18 protein-coding genes are annotated in these 22,751 nt (G+C 37.3%); 14 read left to right on the forward strand and 4 right to left on the reverse strand.

Going from position 1 to position 22,751, the window contains the following annotated elements:
- Window positions 1-68 precede the first annotated feature (68 nt).
- From ACK4M9_RS06325 to ptsG, 12 genes are all read left to right on the forward strand, one after another.
- A complete protein-coding gene (locus tag ACK4M9_RS06325; RefSeq protein ID WP_409848762.1) occupies window positions 69-4,151 on the forward strand; it encodes a glycosyl hydrolase in 4,083 nt (1,360 codons plus the stop codon).
- 164 nt (window positions 4,152-4,315) lie between these two features.
- Window positions 4,316-4,666: a sugar phosphate isomerase/epimerase family protein gene (locus ACK4M9_RS06330; protein ID WP_409848763.1), complete on the forward strand. Its 351-nt coding sequence runs from the start codon at window positions 4,316-4,318 to the stop codon at window positions 4,664-4,666.
- A gap of 12 nt (window positions 4,667-4,678) precedes the next feature.
- Window positions 4,679-5,137 carry a sugar phosphate isomerase/epimerase family protein gene (locus tag ACK4M9_RS06335; protein ID WP_409849175.1) on the forward strand — a complete coding sequence of 153 codons (459 nt, stop codon included), beginning with the start codon at window positions 4,679-4,681 and terminating at the stop codon, window positions 5,135-5,137.
- Between the two features lie 19 nt (window positions 5,138-5,156).
- Window positions 5,157-6,116: an alpha/beta fold hydrolase gene (locus ACK4M9_RS06340; RefSeq protein WP_409848764.1), complete on the forward strand. Its 960-nt coding sequence runs from the start codon at window positions 5,157-5,159 to the stop codon at window positions 6,114-6,116.
- A 25-nt stretch (window positions 6,117-6,141) separates the two neighbouring features.
- Window positions 6,142-7,488, forward strand: coding sequence for a GH1 family beta-glucosidase (locus ACK4M9_RS06345; protein ID WP_409848765.1), 1,347 nt, complete (start codon window positions 6,142-6,144; stop codon window positions 7,486-7,488).
- A gap of 400 nt (window positions 7,489-7,888) precedes the next feature.
- Entirely contained in the window at window positions 7,889-9,355 is a 1,467-nt protein-coding gene (locus tag ACK4M9_RS06350) for a glycoside hydrolase family 5 protein (RefSeq protein ID WP_409848766.1), read from the forward strand.
- Window positions 9,356-9,807: 452 nt separating this feature from the next.
- Window positions 9,808-9,993 (forward strand): sporulation histidine kinase inhibitor Sda, encoded by a 186-nt coding sequence (gene sda / locus ACK4M9_RS06355; protein WP_409848767.1) that lies wholly within the window; start codon window positions 9,808-9,810, stop codon window positions 9,991-9,993.
- Window positions 9,994-10,310: 317 nt separating this feature from the next.
- On the forward strand, window positions 10,311-11,174 hold the full coding sequence (locus tag ACK4M9_RS06360; protein WP_409848768.1) for a polysaccharide deacetylase family protein: 864 nt from the start codon (window positions 10,311-10,313) through the stop codon (window positions 11,172-11,174).
- 409 nt (window positions 11,175-11,583) lie between these two features.
- Window positions 11,584-11,850 (forward strand): phosphocarrier protein HPr, encoded by a 267-nt coding sequence (locus ACK4M9_RS06365; RefSeq protein WP_409848769.1) that lies wholly within the window; start codon window positions 11,584-11,586, stop codon window positions 11,848-11,850.
- Window positions 11,850-13,571, forward strand: coding sequence for a phosphoenolpyruvate--protein phosphotransferase (gene ptsP / locus ACK4M9_RS06370; RefSeq protein ID WP_409848770.1), 1,722 nt, complete (start codon window positions 11,850-11,852; stop codon window positions 13,569-13,571). The genes ACK4M9_RS06365 and ptsP overlap by 1 nt, the downstream gene beginning before the upstream one ends.
- 292 nt (window positions 13,572-13,863) lie before the next feature.
- The gene (locus ACK4M9_RS06375) at window positions 13,864-14,859 is read left to right on the forward strand and encodes a Gfo/Idh/MocA family protein (RefSeq protein WP_409848771.1); all 996 of its coding nucleotides are present in this window, start codon (window positions 13,864-13,866) and stop codon (window positions 14,857-14,859) included.
- A gap of 121 nt (window positions 14,860-14,980) precedes the next feature.
- Window positions 14,981-17,071, forward strand: a complete 2,091-nt coding sequence (ptsG, locus tag ACK4M9_RS06380) for a glucose-specific PTS transporter subunit IIBC (RefSeq protein ID WP_409848772.1) — start codon at window positions 14,981-14,983, stop codon at window positions 17,069-17,071.
- Window positions 17,072-17,133: 62 nt separating this feature from the next.
- Here the strand turns inward: ptsG and ACK4M9_RS06385 are convergent, their stop codons facing one another.
- On the reverse strand, window positions 17,134-18,537 hold the full coding sequence (locus ACK4M9_RS06385; RefSeq protein ID WP_409848773.1) for an MATE family efflux transporter: 1,404 nt from the start codon (window positions 18,535-18,537) through the stop codon (window positions 17,134-17,136).
- Window positions 18,515-18,982: a MarR family winged helix-turn-helix transcriptional regulator gene (locus tag ACK4M9_RS06390; protein WP_409848774.1), complete on the reverse strand. Its 468-nt coding sequence runs from the start codon at window positions 18,980-18,982 to the stop codon at window positions 18,515-18,517. The genes ACK4M9_RS06385 and ACK4M9_RS06390 overlap by 23 nt, the downstream gene beginning before the upstream one ends.
- A gap of 174 nt (window positions 18,983-19,156) precedes the next feature.
- On the opposite strand from ACK4M9_RS06390, the gene ACK4M9_RS06395 reads away from it, so the two are divergent.
- Entirely contained in the window at window positions 19,157-19,882 is a 726-nt protein-coding gene (locus ACK4M9_RS06395; protein ID WP_409848775.1) for a BsuPI-related putative proteinase inhibitor, read from the forward strand.
- A gap of 112 nt (window positions 19,883-19,994) precedes the next feature.
- Here ACK4M9_RS06395 and ACK4M9_RS06400 read toward each other — a convergent pair whose 3' ends face one another.
- Together ACK4M9_RS06400 and ACK4M9_RS06405 are read right to left on the reverse strand one after the other, a co-directional pair.
- Window positions 19,995-20,555 carry an isoprenylcysteine carboxyl methyltransferase family protein gene (locus ACK4M9_RS06400; RefSeq protein WP_409848776.1) on the reverse strand — a complete coding sequence of 187 codons (561 nt, stop codon included), beginning with the start codon at window positions 20,553-20,555 and terminating at the stop codon, window positions 19,995-19,997.
- Window positions 20,552-21,652, reverse strand: a complete 1,101-nt coding sequence (locus tag ACK4M9_RS06405) for a type III polyketide synthase (RefSeq protein ID WP_409848777.1) — start codon at window positions 21,650-21,652, stop codon at window positions 20,552-20,554. The genes ACK4M9_RS06400 and ACK4M9_RS06405 overlap by 4 nt, the downstream gene beginning before the upstream one ends.
- A gap of 205 nt (window positions 21,653-21,857) precedes the next feature.
- On the opposite strand from ACK4M9_RS06405, the gene dapA reads away from it, so the two are divergent.
- The gene (gene dapA / locus ACK4M9_RS06410; protein WP_409848778.1) at window positions 21,858-22,739 is read left to right on the forward strand and encodes a 4-hydroxy-tetrahydrodipicolinate synthase; all 882 of its coding nucleotides are present in this window, start codon (window positions 21,858-21,860) and stop codon (window positions 22,737-22,739) included.
- The last annotated feature ends 12 nt before the right edge of the window (window positions 22,740-22,751 follow it).

The raw sequence follows: 22,751 nt of genomic DNA on the forward strand, positions 1-22,751 counted from the left end.
ATTTTTTATGAAAACGCTGACATAACTATTATGTAATTTTCATTCCTAACAACTAAAGGAGGAAACAAATGAATAAGAAATTTCGTAAAAAAATATCGCTCTTTCTAACTATGATCTTAGTATTAACAGGGCTGATGCCTGTTTTCACACCTACTTATGCAAACGAAACAAACAATGAATTAATAGAAACTGAGTATTTAAGTTTTAATTTCGATGAAGGTTTAGATGGATTTGAACAAGAAGCCCCATGGGCAGCAGCTGGTACTTTGGTTGCCAATACCAAACATACTTCATTATTCGATGGTGCGATAGAAATTGATGCAGAGTTCATTGATGATGGAGATTCTAGTAACTGGACATGGCAAGAAGTAAAGGTCAAAAGATTACTTGATGATGTAGATATTAATAGAGCTGTTAAATTATCTTTTGATATCATTCTGCCAGATGAGATTCCTGCAAGTCATCAATTTCAAGCAACTGTAGGTTTTTCAACGCCATCTGGGTTTGTTAAACCAAACGAGAATTCTAATGTATTTAAGAAACAAGATTTAGAAGAGTATGGAGAAGGATACCTAAGTAAAACGGTAACGTTTGATTTATTTGAACATCAGGAAGCGGCCGATATGGTGCTATCTTTTATTGCAAGAGACATGGATTATAAAGGTTCCATCTATATTAATAACGTAACGATGACTCTTGCGGCTTCAAATACATCACCTAGTGATGATATTGCATTACCTGAAGGGGTAGTTGCGCACTTCGCATTTGAAAACGATATCATTGGGTGGCAAGATGCAGGGACGTGGCAAGCGAAGTTTGGTTCTCCTGCACTAACACATGCAGCTAACTTTGGTGATGGAGCACTTCAAGTGAATGCTAATATTGATGAACTATCAGGTTGGCAAGAGCTTAAAATTTCTAAAAATGTTCCGAAGTTAGGTGAAGCTTCAAAGGTGTCCTATGAAATCTTTTTAGAAGCTGATCGTCTAGCAAACTATCAAAACATTGAATTAAACCCACACGTTGCCCTAGATCCAGGTTGGGCGAAGTTTGGTGATGGTGAACATGCTAAAGCTATTAAAGATTATGAGTTAGTCACAATCTCAGAAAAGGAATATGTAAAAATTTCCGTTACAAATACACTATTTGGTCACCAAGACAAAAATGTATTTACAATTGCATTTGTTGCGAAAGGAATTCTATATACTGGGCCGATCTATATTGATAATGTCATATTTAAAAAGGCTGAAGTGAGGGAGTGGGGAGACCCAGAAATACTTCCAGTTCCTCAAGAAAAAATTAGTACAGTTGGATTTAATTTAGATCCAGTGAATCTAGTTGATCCGAATGCGACAGCAGAAACCGTATCACTTTTTAAATATTTACAAAATATTAGTGGGAAACATATCCTTTTTGGACACCAACATACTACAACACAAGGTGTTACGTTCTCAGGTATGGACGGAACACAATCAGATGTAAAAAATGCAGTAGGAGAGTTTCCTGCAGTTTATGGTTGGGACACTTTATCGATTGATGGTAATGAAGAACCTAACTCTCCCGAAGCTACAGCGGAAGTGATGAAATTAGCATATGAAAGAGGTGGTGTCATAACACTAAGTGCCCATATGCCTAACTTCTCATCAGGTAGTGGTGATTTCTATGATACCGGCAGAGTGATTGAACATATTTTACCAGGTGGGAAAGATCATGATGCGTACAATGAATGGTTAGATAGGTTAGCTTTCTTTGCTAACGAATTACTATTAGATGATGCTGGTAAAAAAATTCCTATCATTTTCCGACCTTATCATGAGCATAATGGAGCTTGGTTTTGGTGGGGAGCGCCACATGCGACAGAAGCAGAATACGTTAACATTTGGAGATATACAGTAGAATACTTAAGAGATGTAAAAGAAGTGAATAACTTCTTATATGCCTACTCACCAAATGGTTTTTTTGATGCAAATCCAGCAAACTATTTGGATCGTTATCCAGGAGACGAATATGTGGATGTACTAGGTTTTGATATGTATGATCGCAACTTTACAGAATCCTGGATGAATCAGGTAGTTGCTGATTCAGCAATGATCGTTAGACTTGCAGAAGAACGAGGGAAAATTGCAGCAATTACAGAGATTGGAGCAATGGATAATAACAACGGAGTTTGGCCAGAAAATAATAAAAATGTGGATTGGTGGCCTGAGCTTCTAAAGAAAATAAAAGAAGATCCACAAGCAAGTAAAATGGCTTGGATGTTAACGTGGAGAAACGGTGCACTTAATCATATGTGGGTACCGTATAGAAATCACCCTACACTTGGTCATAATGAAATGCTAAATGGTTTTATTGAATTCTATAATGATGATTACACAGCGTTTAATGGACGGTTGCAAGGTGTTTACGATCTGCAATCTTCAACAGTAGAAAAATCAGAGCCGTTTTTGTACATCGTTACGCCAACACATCGTAAAGAGGTAAATGGTGAAACAACGATTAGGGCTGGGGCGTATCACCAAGAGGTTGAAACCATCACTTATTCAACTGGAGCAGAAGAGTTAGAGATGGTGTATAATCCTCTCACTAAATATTATGAAGCTCCTTGGCAACCGACTGCTGAACAAAACGGTCAATCGTTTGATATTAAAGTGACAGCAACTTTTAAAGAGGGAACAGTAATTGAGAAAACAGCACTTGTCACTGTTTATGCGTCGATAGTCGTAGCGGAGTTTACATTTGATCAAAATCTAGACGGATTTGAGCATGAAAGACCATGGACAGCTGCTGGAACTTTAGAAGCTGAGCTAAAGTACAATGAATTACTAGCTGCGCTTGAAATTGAAGCTCTATTCGAGGATGATGGGGACGCTACTAATTGGACATGGCAAGAAGTGAAAGTTAAAAGAGATCTAGGTGATGTAGCAATTGAAAAAGCAAATCAGGTATCTTTTGATATCGTTCTTCAAAAAGATGCTCCAGCAAGCCATGAATTCCAACCTGTCATTGGTTTTTCAACACCAAGTGGTTTTATAAAACCTAATGAAGGCTCAATAAAGCTAACCTTAGCTGACTTTGAGGAGTTTGAGGGTGACTATTTAAGAAAAAGAGTAACTTTTAATTTGTTTGACCATGAGGAAGCAACAGCTCTTGTATTATCCTTTGTTGCAAGAGATTGGAATTTTGATGGTTCGATATTTATTGATAATGTAACCTTCCTGAATGTAGCAGAAAAGAAAGCGGCTGACCCTTATATAGTTGATGATTTCGAAAACTATAATGGTGATACTGGACTACTGAGAGCAACATATTCCAACAATGGAGACCCAGTAACATTGACTTTATCTCAAGATCACAAAAAAAATGGTAGTTTTGGTCTAGAGTATAGCTATAAGCTTGGAGCGGCTGGTTATGCTGGAAGACAAAAACCACTTGGTGGAATTGATTGGTCAGGTATGGAAGCATTGCAGTTTTGGATGAAACATGAAAGGCTAAATAACCATGTTACGATCCAAATCCAAGCAGGTGGTGTACATTTCGAGAGGAATATTAATGTAGATCAAGACTTTGAAGGTATTGTAGAAATACCTTTCAGTGATTTTGCTCCAGCTAGTTGGGAGTCAAATCAAACAGCAATATTCGATGATACACGCTTAAATCGAGTGGCACAATTCGCTATTTATATTGGTGGTAGTGGATCAGAAGGTACAATTTACTTCGACGACATTAGAGCTGTTGTTATAGAGGAAAGCCCAACAACTCCAGAGCAACCAGGTGAAGGTGAAGAGAACCCAACACGCCCAGAGCAACCAGGTGAAGGTGAAGAGAACCCAACACGCCCAGAGCAACCAGGTGAAGGTGAAGAGAACCCAACAACTCCAGAGCAACCAGGTGAAGGTGAAGAGAACCCAACAACTCCAGAGCAACCAGGTGAAGGTGAAGAGAACCCAACACGCCCAGAGCAACCAGGTGAAGATGTAGAAAATCGACCTAATCCAGAACAGCCTGGAAATGGTGACAAAAATCAAAAAGACAGTGGTAAATTACCAGATACTTCAACTAACTTGTTTAATCTTCTATTAGTTGGGATTATGTTACTGTCGATAGGATTAACTGTCATCTTTGTTAAATCAAGAAGTAAAGTAATCGAATAATAAAAGGAAACTCCGCTCTTGATATAAGTGAGGGGAGTTTCCTTTTTCACACCTAAAAAATGGAAAATAAGAAAAGCTAAAAAGTATATGGGAATAGTACTGAACTTAATTATGGGTATTAATGGCAATTATCGTTAGTATTAATTGAAAGGAGTGAAGATAGCATGAGACTAGGTGGTCCTGTTTATATTGAAAAAATCGATCCTGCAACCTGGATTTATGCCTTAAAACAGGAAGGTTACAATACTGCAGTTTGTCCTATTACATATGAAGTAGATGAAAGTTTGGTAAAAAATTTTCGGAATGCCGCTGAAAGTAGTGATATTATCATTGCGGAAGTAGGTGCATGGAGTAACCCGATTAGTTCTGACGAAGAGGTAAGAAGGCTTGCATTAGAGTATTGTAAGAACCAACTTGACCTTGCTGAGAGAATAGGTGCTAGATGCTGTGTCAATATTGCAGGGTCGCGTGCCGAACAATGGGACGGACCTCATCAAGAGAATTTCTCAACCTAAACATTCTCGTTAATTGTAGATTCAATACGAGAGATAATTGATGCCGTTAAGCCACAAAATACATTTTTCACATTAGAAACAATGCCTTGGATTTTTCCTGATACTGCGGATTCATACTTAGCCTTACTCAATGCGATTGATCGTAAAGCATTTGCCGTGCATTTTGACCCTGTAAATCTGATTACTAGTCCAAAAGTATATTACCAAAATGGAACAATGATCAAAGAATTTATTACAAAGCTAGGTCCTTATATAAAAAGTTGCCACGCTAAGGATATAAAATTGAATAGTAAGTTTACGGTACATTTAGATGAAGTAATGCCTGGGATGGGCGGCTTGGATTACCCAGTATTTTTAAGGGAATTAAACAAACTGGATCGTGAAATTCCAATTATTCTCGAGCATTTAACAACCAAAGAAGAATATAAGATAGCGGCTGATTTTATTAGAAAAATAGCTTCACGACTATAAAACATTGAGAGGGATAAAAATGCCACTAATTGATATGCCATTAAATGAATTACAAAAGTATCAAGGATCAAGTATACGTCCAGTGGATTTTGATGAATATTGGACCAGAGCCTTAGATGAAATGAGATCAGTAGAACCTTGTATCGAAATCATCCCGAATGAATTTACTGTATCATTTGCCGACTGTTATGATTTATATTTTACAGGAGTTCGTGGAGCAAGAATTCACGCGAAATATGTTAAACCTAAATATAGTAAAGAAGCTCACCCAGCTATTATTCAGTTCCACGGCTATACGGTAAACAGTGGTGATTGGAGCAGTAAGTTGGGATACGCAGCCCTAGGATACTCCGTCATTGCCATGGATGCACGTGGGCAAGGGGGTTATTCTGAAGATAAGGGTGGAGTGAAAGGAAATACCCATTATGGCCACATTATACGAGGGTTGGACGACGATAAGGATAACTTACTTTTTCGTCATACCTTCTTAGATACTGCTCAACTAGCTGCAATTGTCATGGAACTTCCGGAAGTAGATGAAAACTGTGTGGTAGCGACAGGTTGGTCACAAGGTGGAGCATTAACGATTGCTTGTGCTGCTTTAGAGCCGCGTATTAAAAAACTAGCACCTGTATATCCATTTCTTAGTGATTACCAACGAGTTTATAACATGGATTTAGCGAAAGATGCCTATGAAGAGTTACGTACGTATTTTCGTCTTTTTGATCCTCAACATAAAAGGGAAGTAGAAATTTTTACAAAACTAGGTTATATCGACATTCAACATCTTGCTACTCGAATAAAAGGTGAGGTTTTAATGGGGGTTGGTTTAATGGATTCTGTTTGCCCACCTTCAACTCAATTCGCAACTTTTAATAAAATAACGGCTCCGAAGCGGTTAGAAATCTTCCCGGATTTTGGTCATGAGGATCTACCAGGATTACATGATATTATTCTCGATTTTTTTTGTGACGTTTAAAGAAAAAAGTAATGGAGGAATATAAATGGCGATAATAAAATTTCCGGATGGAATGAAATGGGGAGCAGCTACTGCTTCATATCAAATAGAAGGGGCAACAAGTGAAGATGGAAGAGGTCCATCGATTTGGGATACGTTTTCTAAAACTGCTGGAAAAGTAGTGAATGGAGATAATGGAGATGTAGCTTGTGATAGCTATCACCGTTACGAAGAAGACATCGAAATTATGAAAGACCTTGGGATTACTACGTATCGCTTCTCTGTTGCATGGCCAAGAATATTGCCAGAAGGGACTGGGGAAGTAAATCAGGCTGGTTTAGATTTTTACCATCGTTTTGTTGACAAACTTATTGAAATTGGTATTGAACCAATGTGTACACTGTACCACTGGGACCTGCCTCAAGCACTTCAAAATAAGGGTGGCTGGGGTAATAGAGAAACGATCGATGCGTTTGTTAGCTATGCTGAATTAATGTTTAAACAGTTTGAAGGTAAAATTAAGTATTGGATAACATTTAATGAGCCGTGGTGTGCTTCTTTCCTATCTAACTACCTAGGTGCTCATGCGCCAGGTTTTAAAGATCTTCAATTAGCAACAAATGTTGCACACCATCTACTAGTTGCTCATGGGAAAACAGTGAAAAAATATCGTGAGCTAAATAATGAAGGCGGACAAATTGGTTATGCACCGAACGTTGAGTGGAATGAACCATTTAGTAATAAACAAGAAGATATTGATGCGTGTCGTAGGGCGAATGGATGGTTTATTGAATGGTTTATGGACCCTGTTTTTAAGGGGGAATACCCGTCATTTATGACAGAATGGTTTAAAGAAAAAGAAGGAGTAACTGTCCCTATCCTTGCGGGAGATATGGAACTAATCGCACAGCCTATCGACTTCCTTGGAATTAACTATTACACGGGTAGTGTAAGTAAGCATACTGATGAGGGGCTTCTTCATCATGAACAAGTAAATCAAGGTTATCAAAAAACAGATATTGGTTGGAACGTTTTCCCTGAAGGTTTTTATAAAGTACTTGTTTACATTAAGGACATGTACGGGAATATCCCTATTTATATCACAGAAAATGGTTCTTGTTACAATGACGAGCCAGTAAACGGTCAAGTGAAAGATAAGGGCCGTATAACGTATTTAAGGCAACATTTAACTGCACTTCGTCGGGCGATGGACTCAGGAGTAAACATTAAAGGTTATATGACATGGTCGCTTTTAGATAATTTTGAATGGGCGGAAGGCTATTCTATGCGTTTTGGAATTGTATTTGTAAACTATCGTACATTAGAGCGTACTAAGAAAGACAGCTTTTACTGGTACAAACAAACGGTCAAAAACAACTTTATTGAAATCTAAAATTGTTAAATAAGGGGTTGTCCATAGTTACTTTCTATAGGATAACCCTTCTTTTTGTGTTTATGATCATTTTTATGAAATGTAACATATATTTACATATAAACCATTTACTTGCTTTAAATTAGGTAAATATTCGCATTGTTTAAGTTATCGATAAGTGTTAAATTAATTTACAAGGAAATGTAAGCGTGTACATAATTAATTACTTCTTGAAATCTTTCACCTATGCTTCTTATCACTAATAACTTCGATTTCCTCTCGATATTTCTTTTCTTTTTATCTTATTATTTTCATGGTTATCTTTGTTCTCGGCAGAAAGGAGGAGGAGAAAAAGAGAGAACAATGTAATAAAACAATCGCCATAGACTTGCATAAAAATAAATTTGATGGAGGTTTTTTTATGAAGTTAAACAGTAAAGTTTTTTTGTCACTCTTGTTACTTTTTTCGTTAGTTTTTTCTTTTCCGCTTGAGGCACCTACAGAGGCTTCTACTAGAGGTTTCAGTGTAAATGGAACTCAAGTTCTCGATGCGAATGGAAACCCTTTTATTATGAGAGGGGTCAACCATGGGCATACATGGTTTAAAGATACGTATCAGACAGTAATTCCTGCTGCTGCAGCAACTGGAGCTAACACGATACGGATTGCACTATCAGATGGAGGTCAATGGCAAAAAGATGATATAAATACAATCAGAAATATTATTGCTTTGGCTGAACAACACAAGCTTATAACTGTTGTAGAAGTTCATGATGCAACAGGTTTTGACTCAATAGCTTCTTTGAATAGAGCGGTAGACTATTGGATAGAAATGAGAAGTGCATTAATTGGCAAAGAAGATACTGTCATCATCAATATTGCCAATGAGTGGTACGGTAGTTGGGATGATGGAAGAAATTGGGCTGACGGGTATAAACAAACAATCACTCGTTTAAGAAATGCTGGCTTAAACCATATGTTAATGGTAGACACTGCAGGATGGGGACAATATCCTCAAACGATATTTGATCATGGTCGTGAAGTGTTAAATTCTGATCCTCAAAGAAATGTGATGTTTTCAATTCACATGTACGAGTATGCAGGAGGAGATGCAACAACTGTTAGGAATAATATCGATCGTGTCCTTAACCAAAACCTTGCGTTAGTTATAGGAGAGTTTGGACATTACCACACAAATGGAGATGTAGATGAAGATGCTATTCTTAACTATTCTCAACAAAGAGGCGTTGGTTGGCTAGCCTGGTCATGGAAAGGGAATGGTCCGGAGTGGGCATACTTAGATATGGCGAATGACTGGGCAGGTACAAGCTTAACGTGGTACGGGAATAGAATAGTAAACGGTACAAATGGAATTCGAGCCACTAGCCGAATTGCTACTGTCTTTACTGGAGATGGAACTACACCACCATCGCAATGGGAAACATTATATAGTTTTGAAGGTGGTACACAGGGGTGGACAGGAGCTAGCGTAAGTGGTGGACCATGGTCCGTAACAGAATGGAGTTCACATGGAAGTCGTTCATTAAAAGCTGACGTTGTTCTTCAAGGGAACTCTAAACATGCCTTACGTTTAATCGAAACTATGAATTTATCAAATAGGTCAACGTTGTCAGCTACGGTAAGACATGCAAACTGGGGCAATGGAGGCAGTGGAATGCGAGCTAGAGTATATGTAAAGACAGGCTCTAGTTGGACATGGTATGACGGAGGATATGTAAACATTAGCCAAAATGCAACGGACATTTCTATTAATTTGTCCTCTATTCCAAACTTAAGTCAGGTAAGGGAAATAGGGGTAGAGTTTATTGCAGCAGAGAACAGTAATGGTAATACATCAATATACGTTGACAATGTTAGAGTTGAATAACTAGTAAATACTAATGGTGCCACCTTTTTCTTTGAAGAAGAAGGTGGCCTTTTTGATATTTAAAAATATTGGTACTGAAGACGCTCGATTAACAACTATATGGGGATAACAGTACAAAGATACTTCGTTTCTAACAGATCTGTACAATGCTAACTAGCGAAGGCGTTTAACCTATTTAGCAGAATAAGAATAATATTATAATAAGGTAGAGATTTAGTATAAAAAGGATTATAATAAAGTTATCGTTAACTTTAACGATAAGAAAACCTACAATATACCGGTGTTTCATAGTTAGCAAAATGTTGAACCATTAACATTATCAGGGAAATCGTATGTCTATTATTAGATAAGGTTGAAACATAGTTACTTTAATGAAGTGTTTGTAAAGTAGTCGCTAAAAATTTTTAGGACGGGAGTTCTGAAATTAAATTTTAAGGAGAGGAAAGAAAATTGTGTTTAGAAATTCAGCATTATCATTACTATCAAATCAAAAGTTAATAGAAATATATAAGAATGCAATAATTTTAAAACTAGATAAAGAGTTTATTGTACTTTTGGCTGAAGAGATGCATAATCGAGGATTTACTATTGAAGGATCTTCATCAATTGCAAAGACCACTAGTATTATTAATTATTAAAACAAATTTTGTATGACAACTTTTAGATTGTAAAAAAAGGGGCTCCACTAACAAGAATGCCTCAGTTGACTAGTTTGACTAAAAAAAATATGACCTGAAATTATAATCAGAAAATCAAAGTTGTTCATAAATAACGAAAAACTTAATCTGCCGTATGAGTTCTTGCGGTTGCAATTAAATAATTTAACAGAGAAAAACCACAAAGCTAATATAAAGGGTTACTCTTTTAGTTCTTAAAATTTGGTCTTTAAAGTTTTCAATGAATAGATCTCCTTAATTAGAAAAAAATAACGCTGTATTCTAGTAAATCTAAGGAGATGAAAAAATTGAAAGTAAGATGGTTGTTATTGATCATGTTGTTTGCAGTTATTCCTCAATTTTTTGGCTTAACCAATGTTTATGCTACTGACACGGGTGAAGTTGAGCAACAATGGTGGTGGAAAAAAGATCATCCAAAGGAAGACGATCTGCCACGTTTGGGTGGGGGAGCAGAAAACCCTGAACGAAATCGCCAGCAACCGATTTCAAACATCATTCTGCAACAAAGGTATCCAGAAACGGTGGTCCTACAAGGTCCAGCGACAGAAAAGAGAATTGCGATTACATTTGATGATGGTCCAGATCCACGATTTTCAGAGCAAGTATTAGATGTGTTAAAAGAGTACAATGTTCCAGCGACTTTTTTCGTAATGGGATCAAGAGCTATCGCTTACCCGGAAATTGTTAACCGAATGGTTGCAGAAGGACATATTATCGGTAACCATACTTATTTTCATCCTAACTTAGTAAAGGAAGCTGACTTAGCCACTCTTGAAAGGGAAGTTGTTAGGACAGAAGACACACTCAATGACCTCATTGGTTATCGTACAAAATTATTTCGGGCCCCTTATGGCTTTTTGTACAATGAGCTTGTTGAAAAGTTGGCTGAGTTAAATTATTCAATCATTGTGTGGTCAGTTGATTCGTTAGATTGGCAAGAAGATCCGCCAGCACAAATCGCTGCAAATGTTTTGGATAACGTCGAACCGGGTGCGGTTATTCTAATGCATGATGGCGGTGATTGGGATGCTGATCGCACCAATACAATTGAGTCGTTACGTCAGATCCTACCAAGCCTAAAAGAACAAGGCTACGAGTTTGTGACTGTTCCAAATTTATTGAACATTCCCTATCAAAAATAATCATTCGAAAAGGCTATCAATTCTCTAAACGTTGATAGCTTTTTTAAACGCATTTTAAAAACCACTTGCTTTTTAATTGAAATATGGTATCCTTAGTGTCATAAAATATTATACAAATCACGTGTTACTGATTTAAATCGGGCATGAGTGAATGGAGCTTAGCTTGTATACAATTTTCGTGTACAAGCTGCCACCCTTCTCTCATGCCTTTTTATGTGTTTTTTTTCATCATTACTCAAATACTAAAAAATAGTTACTAAATGAATGAATTTAATAATTACCTTAATTGAGCTATATCAAACTAAATGCAGTGCGAATGGTTTTAACGCAACTACATTTAGAACTTAGTAGCGAAAATAATGAATTATGAAATTCATTGAAATGTAAACACAAAAGGAGAAATGTTCAAATGGTTGAAAAACAATTTACAGTAGTAAGTAATTCAGGGTTACACGCACGTCCAGCAACGATACTAGTTCATGCTGCAGGAGGTTTTGAGGCTGACATTCAGTTAGAGTATAAAGGTAAGTCAGTGAACTTAAAGTCCATCATGGGCGTTATGTCACTAGGCATCCCTGAAGGTGGTCAAATTAAAATCACAGCTGCTGGGGGAGATGAGAAAGAAGCGTTAGAAAAAATTGAAGAAGTACTAAAAAGTGAAGGATTGGCAGAATAATGGTGAATAACAATAGAGCTGTTGCGGGCATCGCAGCTTCGAGTGGAATTTCAATTGGCAAAGCATATCGTTTAGAAAACGTAAAATTAAATGTTCAAAAGCGAGAGATCAGTAATTCTGAAACTGAAATTGAGCGACTAGATCGTGCATTATCAGTATCGAAAACTGAGTTAACGTCTATCAAAGACCATGCCCAAAAGGAATTGGGTGACGATAAAGCAGCGATTTTTTCAGCACATTTACTTGTGTTAAGTGATCCTGAGTTAATTAATCCAATTAAAGAGAAAATCGCAACTGAAAAAGTAAATGCTGAATTTGCACTTAATGACGTGAGCCAGATGTTCATCACAATGTTTGAACAGATGGATAACGAATATATGAAAGAACGAGCAGCCGATATTCGAGATGTTGTTCAGCGGGTCCTTTCACACTTACTAGACGTTAAAATTTCAAACCCGCGTGATATCTCTGAAGAAGTCATTGTTGTAGCCACAGATTTAACCCCTTCTGATACGGCGCAATTAGATCGTAATTTTGTCAAAGGTTTTGTAACTGACATTGGTGGGCGTACATCACACTCAGCGATTATGGCTCGTTCAATGGAAATCCCCGCTGTTGTCGGAACAAAGGAAATCATGGCAAGTGTTTCAAATGGCGAATTGATGATTCTTGATGGGATTGAGGGAAAAATCATTATTAACCCAGATCAGGAAACGATCACTCACTATAAAGAAAGAAAGCTAAAGTACGAAGAGCAGAAGCAAGAATGGGCGAAACTAGTAAATGAGAAAACTGAGACAAGCGATCATCATCATGTCGAGTTAGCTGCAAATATCGGCACACCTAATGATGTGAAAGGTGTATTGGAAAACGGCGCAGAAGGAATAGGTTTGTATCGTACAGAGTTTCTCTATATGGGAAGAAACGATTTGCCTTCTGAAGAAGAACAATATGAAGCATATAAATCGGTTTTAGAGAACATGGGTAATAAACCTGTTGTTGTAAGAACGCTAGATATTGGAGGAGATAAGGAACTTCCTTATCTTAATTTACCTCATGAACTAAATCCATTCTTAGGATTTAGAGCAATCCGCCTTTGTCTTGAACAAACAGATATTTTTAGAACTCAACTTCGTGCCTTGCTTCGGGCAAGTAAATATGGAAATCTGAAAATAATGTTTCCAATGATTGCGACGTTAGATGAATTCAGACAAGCGAAGGCAATACTGATGGAAGAAAAAGAAACACTAGTTAATGAAGGTGTTGAAGTACTTGAAAAAATTGAACTTGGGATAATGGTTGAGATTCCTTCTACTGCAGTAATGGCTGACGTTTTTGCAAAAGAAGTTGATTTCTTTAGCATCGGTACCAATGATTTAATTCAATACACAATGGCAGCAGATCGCATGAATGAAAAAGTAAGTTATTTATACCAACCATATAATCCTGCAATTTTACGTTTAATTGATATGGTGATAAAAGCTGCACATGCCGAAAACAAATGGGTAGGAATGTGTGGAGAAATGGCAGGAGACGAAATTGCGATCCCACTTCTTCTTGGTTTAGGTCTTGATGAATTTAGTATGAGTGCGACGAGCATTTTACCTGCACGTAGCCAAATCAAACAGCTTACAAAAGCAGAAATGATTACTCTAGCACAAAAGGCGTTAAACATGAGAACAGTAGAAGAAGTTATCGCGTTAGTGAAGGAAGCATTGTAATCGTCGTTTGTAACAAAAACTATAACTAAACAAATTTACCAGAGGTTGTCCTATCATGATAGTTCATCAACATTCCACGATTATTAACGTGTCGGTTGGTGACGGCATAATTAGGGCAGCCTCTTATGCTATAATAACTTGAACAGTCTGGCTTACAACAAAAACGCCATAGCTTATACCAGAAGCACTATTACTAGCAACAAAAAAACGATTTAAGCCGATGTGTAACCTGGCTGTTAAAACCTTTTTACATTATTATTCTTACATTATCTATTTAGAAGAGGTGAATCCATTGATACGTTTTGGAGTGGTAGGGACGAACTGGATAACAGAAAGCTTCATTGAAGCAGCTCGAACTATTACAGATTTTCAATTAGTAGCAGTATATTCAAGGACTGAAGAAAAAGCGAAAGAGTTTGCCGAAAAGCATGATGTGAAAACAACGTTCACATCATTAGAAGAGATGGCACAAAGTAAAGATATTGATGCTGTTTATATCGCAAGTCCTAACTCTTTACACGCGAGTCAAGCTTGTCTGTTTATGAACAATGGAAAACATGTACTCTGTGAAAAGCCATTGGCATCTAACTCAAAAGAAGGACAGTTTATGATTGATACGGCAAAGAGAAATAACGTATTATTAATGGAAGCTCTTAAGACAACACTAACACCTAATTTTCAAGTGATAAAAGAAAACTTACATAAGATTGGCAAGATCAGACGGTATACAGCATCCTATTGTCAATACTCATCGAGGTATGATGCTTATAAAGCGGGAACTGTTCTAAACGCGTTTGATCCTAAATTTTCAAATGGATCATTAATGGATATTGGCATTTATTGCATTTATCCATTAGTCGTTTTATTCGGTGAGCCTAAGGAAGTGAAAGCTAGTGGCTATAAATTAGCGTCAGGAGTAGACGGAGAAGGAAGCTTACTCTTAACGTACGATGACATGGATGCAGTGATTATGCATTCAAAAATTTCTAATTCCTATTTGCCATCAGAAATTCAAGGTGAAGATGGAACAATTATTATTGATAAGGTGAACCCTCCGGAACATATTGAAATTAAATACCGAGATGGTTCGAAAGAAGTCGTAAGTATTCAACAAGATAGTAATTCAATGGTTTATGAAGTCGCAGAGTTCATTAAATTATTGAAAGCTAATCAGCTAGAATCGTCGATCAACTCTTATCATAACTCATTGATCACGTTGAAAATATTGGATGAAGCGCGAAAACAAGTTAGAGTAATCTTTCCGGCAGATCAACAGGTAAATCTCTAGAAGCCATATAGGTTGTAGGATTTTAAGGTAAGAGGTAAAAGTTATTAACCTTTTGAGTGATTTTTTGGTAGTTAGGGCATCCTAATTCACAAAACAATCAATTCTAAAGGGGGAATATTAATTGAAAAGTGCATTTGGAACGTTACAAAAAGTAGGTAAGGCATTAATGACGCCTGTTGCGATCTTGCCTGCTGCAGGTATCTTGCTAGCCATTGGAAACGCGATGCAAAACCCAGATCTCGTAAGGCGATTACCAGTCCTTGAAACAGGTTGGTTCCCGTTGATTTCAAATGTGATGGAACAGTCTGGGGGGATTGTTTTTGCTAATCTTGCCTTACTGTTTGCCGTCGGTGTAGCGATTGGTTTAGCTAAGGGAGACGGGGTTGCAGCCCTTGCAGCGATCATTGGTTACCTTGTTATGAATGTAACAATGGGTGTTTTATTAGGTGTAACGTCAGAAATGGTTGCACAAGACCCTGGGTATGCAAACGTGCTAGGAATAAATACGCTTCAAACTGGTGTTTTTGGCGGTATTATTATCGGTATTTTAGCTGCCTATATGTTTAATCGTTATTATGAAATCGAATTACCGTCCTATCTAGGTTTTTTTGCGGGGAAACGGTTTGTTCCGATCATCACTGCGGTTTCAGCCCTTTTAGTTGGGATCGTGATGATTTATGTCTGGCCAATAGCCCAAACTGGCTTAAATATTCTTTCTCATAATATGGTCGATACGAATCGAACGCTATCAGCATTTATATTTGGGGTCATTGAACGGGCGTTAATACCGTTTGGTTTACACCATATTTTTTACGCACCATTTTGGTTTGAGTTTGGTTCTTATACGAACTTAGCAGGGGAAATTGTTCGAGGTGATCAACGTATTTTCTTCGAACAAATTAGAGACGGCGTCGAGTTAACCGCGGGTACTTTTATGACAGGGAAATTCCCATTTATGATGTTTGGTCTACCAGCTGCGGCACTGGCGATCTATCACTCAGCTAGACCAGACCAGAAAAAAATCGTTGCTGGGATAATGGGTTCAGCTGCGTTAACCTCATTTTTAACAGGGATTACTGAACCAATTGAATTTTCGTTTCTTTTTGTAGCGCCAATTTTATTTGGTATCCATACCATTTTTGCAGGCTTATCGTTTATGATCATGCATATATTAAATGTAAAAATTGGGATGACCTTCTCAGGCGGTGTGATCGATTATTTCTTATTCGGTATCCTTCCTAATCGAACCGCTTGGTGGCTTGTTATTCCTGTCGGGTTAGTGTTTGCTGTGATCTACTATTTTGGCTTCCGATTTGTGATTGCGAAGTGGAATTTAATGACGCCTGGTCGAGAAGCAGTAACAGTCGAAGAAGAAACGAATCGAAACAGACCACAGAGTGAGTTGCCGTTTGCTGTCTTAGAAGCGATGGGTGGGAAAGAGAATATCTCTCACTTAGATGCTTGTATTACACGGCTACGAGTTTCAGTAAACGATATTAATAATGTCGATAAAAATCGTCTGAAACAATTAGGGGCAGCAGGGGTAATGGAAGTAGGCAATAATATTCAGGCTATTTTTGGACCAAAATCAGATACGATTAAAGGGCAAATTCAAGATATTATTGAAGGTAGAAAACCTGTGCCAAAACAAGTATCACCAGAAATAGAAAATCAAGAGCAGATTGAAGATGTTTTCCCAGATGTATTAGAAAATGAGGGAGTCAGTGACGAGACTACTCGTTTTGAAGATGATGTATTGTCCTTCATCAATCCTATTATTGGAGAAATTATCTCGATGACTGAAGTCCCTGATCAAGTTTTCTCTCAGAAAATGATGGGGGATGGGTTTGCGATTGTTCCTACCGATGGAAAGGTTTATGCACCAGTTACAGGAGAAATAGTCAATTTATTCCCTACAAATCATGCGATTGGTATCAAATCTAGAGGTGGCCTTGAAATATTAATCCACTTTGGAATTGATACAGTAAAATTAAAAGGAGAAGGGTTTAAAGCGCTTGTTCAGCAAGGTGATAAAGTGGAAAAAGGACAGCAACTTTTGGAGGTCAATCTTGAATTAGTAAAACAAAAAGTACCTTCAATTATAACACCTATTGTCTTTACAAATTTATTGGATGGACAAGCCATTGTTATTAATCAAAAAGGGAAGTTAGCCGCTAAGCAAGAAAATGTTATTTCATTGAGAAGAAAGTAATGCGAGCATTTGCAAAAAGAACTAATTATCAGTTGTCGCTGGTAATTAGTTCTTTCATGTTGTTATTGTGCTGGTACGTCAACTGGTTCTTTTTCAAACGAGGGAGCTTCAATAGTCTCATCTTCTCTGAGAATCGTTTGTCGATTTCGATATAGAAGGATCACTGCTAATCCAAATGACAGTGCATCAGCTATTGGGAAGGCCATCCAGACACCATTGACCCCAAAAAGATGCGGCAATATTAATACTAATGGAATTAAAAATAAGATTTGCCGAGACATCGAAAGAATAAGCGATTCTTTAACTTTTCCAAGCGCTTGGAAAATCCCTCCACAAATAACTGGAACGCCGATGAAGAATGATGTTGCAAATAAAATTCGGATTGCATCAGTACCTGCTTTAATTACTTCTGGATCTGCGGAGAAAATGATCATGAAGTATTTAGGTAAGATCATCATGACTGCAAAAATAGCTGTAGATAAAATGGTAGATACTTTAAGACCAAGCCAGACCGTTTCTTTTAAACGGGAAAACTGATTAGCGCCGAAATTATAACCAACGATTGGTTGCATTCCTTGCATAATCCCTACTAAAGGCATTAGCATAAACATCGAGATGCGTTGGACAATTCCGAATAACCCAACATGAAATTCACTCCCAAAACGAATGAGCATCGCATTAATCGAGATAAACATGATCCCACCAGCAGCTTGTTGCATAAAACCAGGAAGCCCGACAGAAAATACTTCTTTTATAATCGCAAACTTAGGTTTTAAGTCAGCAAGGCTAAGCGAAAGTGAGCTTTTTCCTGTTAAGAAGTATTTTAGTAAAAGAACAGTTACAACTCCTTGAGATAGAACTGTGGCATAAGCCGCACCGCGAACACCCATCTCAAGAACGAAAATAAAGATTGCGTCTAAGATAATATTTAGTACTGATGAGATAATCATAATATTCATCGAAAATCTAGCGTTTCCTTCAGAACGAACAATGCTATTTGTCGCAAAACCAAAAGAAAACAGAAATGTTCCAATTAAAATTGGAAACATATAATCATAGGAGTATCCAAGAATATCAGGTGTTGCCCCAAATAGAATTAACATGGGTTCTAAGATCGTAAAAGCTCCGATAATTCCAATGATACTTACAAAAATAATCATGGCGACAATATTACCGAAAACCTGATTTGCTTCTTTTTCCCGCTTTGCCCCAAGGCGTCTAGAAATAACAGAAGAACCACCAATCCCCATAGCGACTGAAATGGCCATTATGATCATAATGACTGGAAAAGATATCGTTAAGCCAGCAACGGCTGAAATGCCAACAGCGTATGAAATAAAAATAGTATCAACAACATTGTATAAAGCCATGACGAACATTCCGACCATAGCAGGAATAGATAAGGAGCGTAAAAGCTTAGGTATTGGTTCAATTCCAAGACGTTCACTTTGATATTTTTGTTGCATGTTCATTCCCCTCTTTGTTTTCAAGTAAATTATGTTTTATTCTTTTTAAAGATGAAAGTAATAGTTGTTTTTCTACTTCGATAAAGCCTTTTAGTAACTCTGCATCCATGTCTTTCGTTCCTAACCAAAGTTTTTCCTCTAAGACTCTACCTTTTTCTGCTAAGGAAATTATTTTCGAACGGCGATCGCTATCGCTATCCTTTTTGTTAATTAATTGCTTTTTCAGCATTGACTCGATAATTCCATTCATCGTAGAACTTTTGATATAGAGTCGATTTTGTAATTCTAACTGCAATTGGTCCCCATATTTGACAAGCATGTATAAGACCTTTGCTTGAGCGATAGTTAAATCATATTCTGCTAGCTTTTGATTATAGCTATTTTGGATAAAATGCGCTACGATACCGATATGATAACCAACTCTATCATCCATATTTCGAATCATGAAATGTTAGCCTCCTAAGTAATTCTGCTGTTAATTGTAACAAACTAACAAGCTAGGAAGCAAATAATATATGACTGGAAATTTTTTTGTAACCTTTTTGATTCTGTAGCGACTAAGTTATTGAAACCAAAACAAAACACAAATAAGATGAATATAATTATGGAGGGAAATAAAATGAAAAGATATTGGAAAGTATTATCAAGTATTGCAGTGGCTGCATTACTAATGACGGCTTGTGGAACAGCAGATATAAAAGAGAAGGAAGTTGTTGGTGGCAGTCCTGATACAGGTTATGAGGAGCCAGTTGATAAAGAAGTAACAGTCATTGAAGAAGATGCCATTGCGGTAGAATTAATTGCGAAAGAAAACGGAAGCAAGTATCTATTTAAATTAGTGAATACAACTGAGAAAGATATTGAGCTAACATTTTCTAGCTTGCAGGAGTTTGATTTCATCATTAAAGCACAAGATGGCACGAAAGTATATCAGTATTCAGATGAGATGATGTTTGGCGAAGCCTTTGTAGAAAAAACACTTGCTGCAAATGGAGAGTTAGTCTTTGATGTTGATTTGACCGAGGTAATCCCAATGTTAGAAAGTGGAATGTATTCATTAGAAATTTGGTCTTCCGCTCGAGAATCTGATGGGCTAAGAACAGAGATCGAAATTGTTACTGATAAAGACTCTAAAGCTGGAGTTAAAACTGAGACTGCCACATTAAATGGTCTTATTGATAGCAATTCTGTTGAGATGACTGATGCAGCGGGAAATATTACTGTATATCGCTTAACAGATGAAGTCAAAGTTTATATAAACGACATACCTGAAGAAGAGCCTGTCATTATTAACTTCTACGAAGACAATGGCCAATTCTTCATCACAAGCATCATTGTTGATTAACTCATAGCGGTGTCAGGCGCCACTAAATAAGAAAAAGGTTAATGTCTTTCTTGTATGGACATTAGCCTATTTTTGTCTTTTTAGGGTGCCTGGCACCGCGTCTCACCGAGATTTATTTCTCATAACTAGGAACGAAACGTCCCCGTTTTTCAAATTCATCCTCATAGTTTGTCACTTCTTTGAGGGCATTCTCTTCTACTTTAATCCGAATAGAAAGAATGACCGCATTCAAAACAGTGAAGACGATCGCTGTCCAATATGCTTGAAAAACAAGCGGGAACATCAGTATTTCAGTAATGACAATCGCATAATTAGGGTGCCGCATAAAGCGATATGGACCCTGTGCAATTACTTTTGCTCCTGGTAATACCATAATTCTTGTATTCCAAAACCTACCTAACGATGTTAAAGCCCAGATTCGTCCAACTTGGGCGAGTAAAAAGATAACAAAAGGTATAACCATCCAACTAACAAAGTTAGGTCGATGTATTGTAACCTCAATTAAAAGTGAGACAAAGAATAGCGAATGAAGCAAGACAAGATAACGATAGTGTTCTCGCCCAACTTCATAGCCTCCTTGGCTTTTAATCCAGCTAGCATTTTGATTTGCAATGATGACTTCCACAAGCCTTTGGGCAATGACAATGAAAATTAGTAAGTATATAAAGATCATTGATAATCCCCTTTCCATTGAAGTAGCAGCAATTCTGAGGAAAATCCAGGCCCAAGGGCAGCCATAAGTCCGAAGTCGCCATTATTATGCTTCTTCTTCATTATTTCCTCAAGGACATAAAGTACTGTTGGTGATGACATATTGCCATGTTTTTTTAATATTTGTTGACTAGTACTAACCATTTCCCCAGTAATTCCAAGAGACTCAACATACGAATCAAGTACTTTCTTCCCGCCAGGATGAGCAATAAACTCAGCCAACTGGCTAAAATTAATATCTTGCGACTGTAAAAATTCCTCTACATTAGGGCGAAGCCACTTTTTAATGATGTTTGGAATATCTCTTGAAAAAACAACATGTAAACCACTATCCTTTAGAGCCCAGCCCATTACATCTTCAGAATTAGGCATTAACGTCGACTGCGTCGCTAAAATTGTTGGCTGGACGACTTGTTTCGCTTTGCTAAGGAGAGGGGACTCATCTCCCATTAATAACGCAGAGGCCACACCATCAGCAAAAAGAGAAGTACCGATGAGGTTACTTTTAGAACGATCATTCCGTTGGAACGTTAGACTACATAATTCAACACAAACGACTAAGATGTTCGCATCAGGATAAGCTTTACAATATTCATAGCCTCGAGACATCCCTGCTGCACCCCCAGCACAACCAAGTCCCCAAAGTGGAATTCGTTTTGTATGAGGACAAAAAGGAAGTAGGTTCATAATTCTCGCATCTAGACTAGGAGTTGCTATACCTGAACTCGACACAAAAATGATTGCATCAATCGCGCTAACATTTATGTTCTCCTTTAAAAAATAAGAATTTTCAAGACAAAGCTTAATGACCTCTGCACCGTATTGAGTAGCTAATTCAATATATAAATCATTACGTTCCTGAAAAGAATGCTCATCTTTAAACCACTCTAATGGTACTCCAAATTGTCTTTCTTCGATTTGACCATTTGAAAAAACAGTAAGGAGCCTTTCAATATCCTGATAACTTTCACTAAATAACTCCCGAGCGAATTCCATCGTTAGATCTTGTTTTAATGAATGAGGTGGGTTAAATGAACTAACTGAAACAATACTAGGCATATAAACCTCTCCAATAATTTAATACTGTTATCATTTCCAAAATTTGTTTATTAATTCTCTTATATCTAAATAGGATTTGTGAAATAAAATTTCACAAATGATAAAAAATAAGAAAATAAATTCGGTAAAACTGTAGATTAATGAAATTTTATTTCGTATAATTCAAATATATTAAAAAATTTTTCGTACTAGGAGGCCATTAAAGATGATACACGGTGTAATTCCAGCAGTACTAACCCCATTTACTAAGAACGGAGAAGTAAATGAAAAAGCGCTTCGTAACTATATTAATTTCTTAATCGAGAAAGGGGTACACGGTTTGTTCCCTTTAGGAACGAATGGTTCAGGTCCACTTATGTCGGTAGAAGACCGGAAGAAAGTGATTACAACTGTTGTTGAAGAAACGAACAACCGCATCCCGGTAATCGTTCACACCGGTGCTATTTCTACGGCAGAAACGATTGATGTGACAAACCATGCAGCAAAGGTAGGGGCGAGTGCTGCAGCAATTGTAACGCCTTGGTATTTTCCACACGATGATATTTCTCTTGAACTGCATTTTTCAGCAGTAGCAGAGGCAGTGCCAAATCTACCATTATATTTATATAACATTCCAGGTAACGCAAAAAACGATTTAAAACCTAAGCTTGTTCGTAAATTAGCCGAAAAGCATTCAAATATTAAAGGTATTAAAGACAGTTCTAAGGATTTATCCCGTTTACAAGATTACATTTGGGCTTTAGGCGAGGCATATGATGTTGTTGTCGGTACAGATGCGTTAGTGTACCCAGCTTTAGCGATGGGAGCAACAGGAGTTGTATCCGCAGTTGGAAATTGTTTTCCTGAAGTGATGGTTGAATTGTATGACGCTTATCAATCAGGAGATATGGCAAGAGCGAAAGAACTTCAATACCGTGCCAATCAAGTTCGAGATGTTTTAAAGTTAGGTTCTTACATTACTCCATATTATGAAGCGTTAAAACTTCGTGGAATTGATGTAGGAGAAGTAAAACTACCACTTAGACCATTAACCGATACGGAAAAAGAGAACTTAAAATTAGGACTAAAAAAACTAAATCTACTATAAAGGAGATCTCAA

It is taken from the genome of Anaerobacillus sp. (assembly GCF_046314235.1).
Taxonomy (GTDB): Bacteria; Bacillota; Bacilli; order Bacillales; family Anaerobacillaceae; genus Anaerobacillus.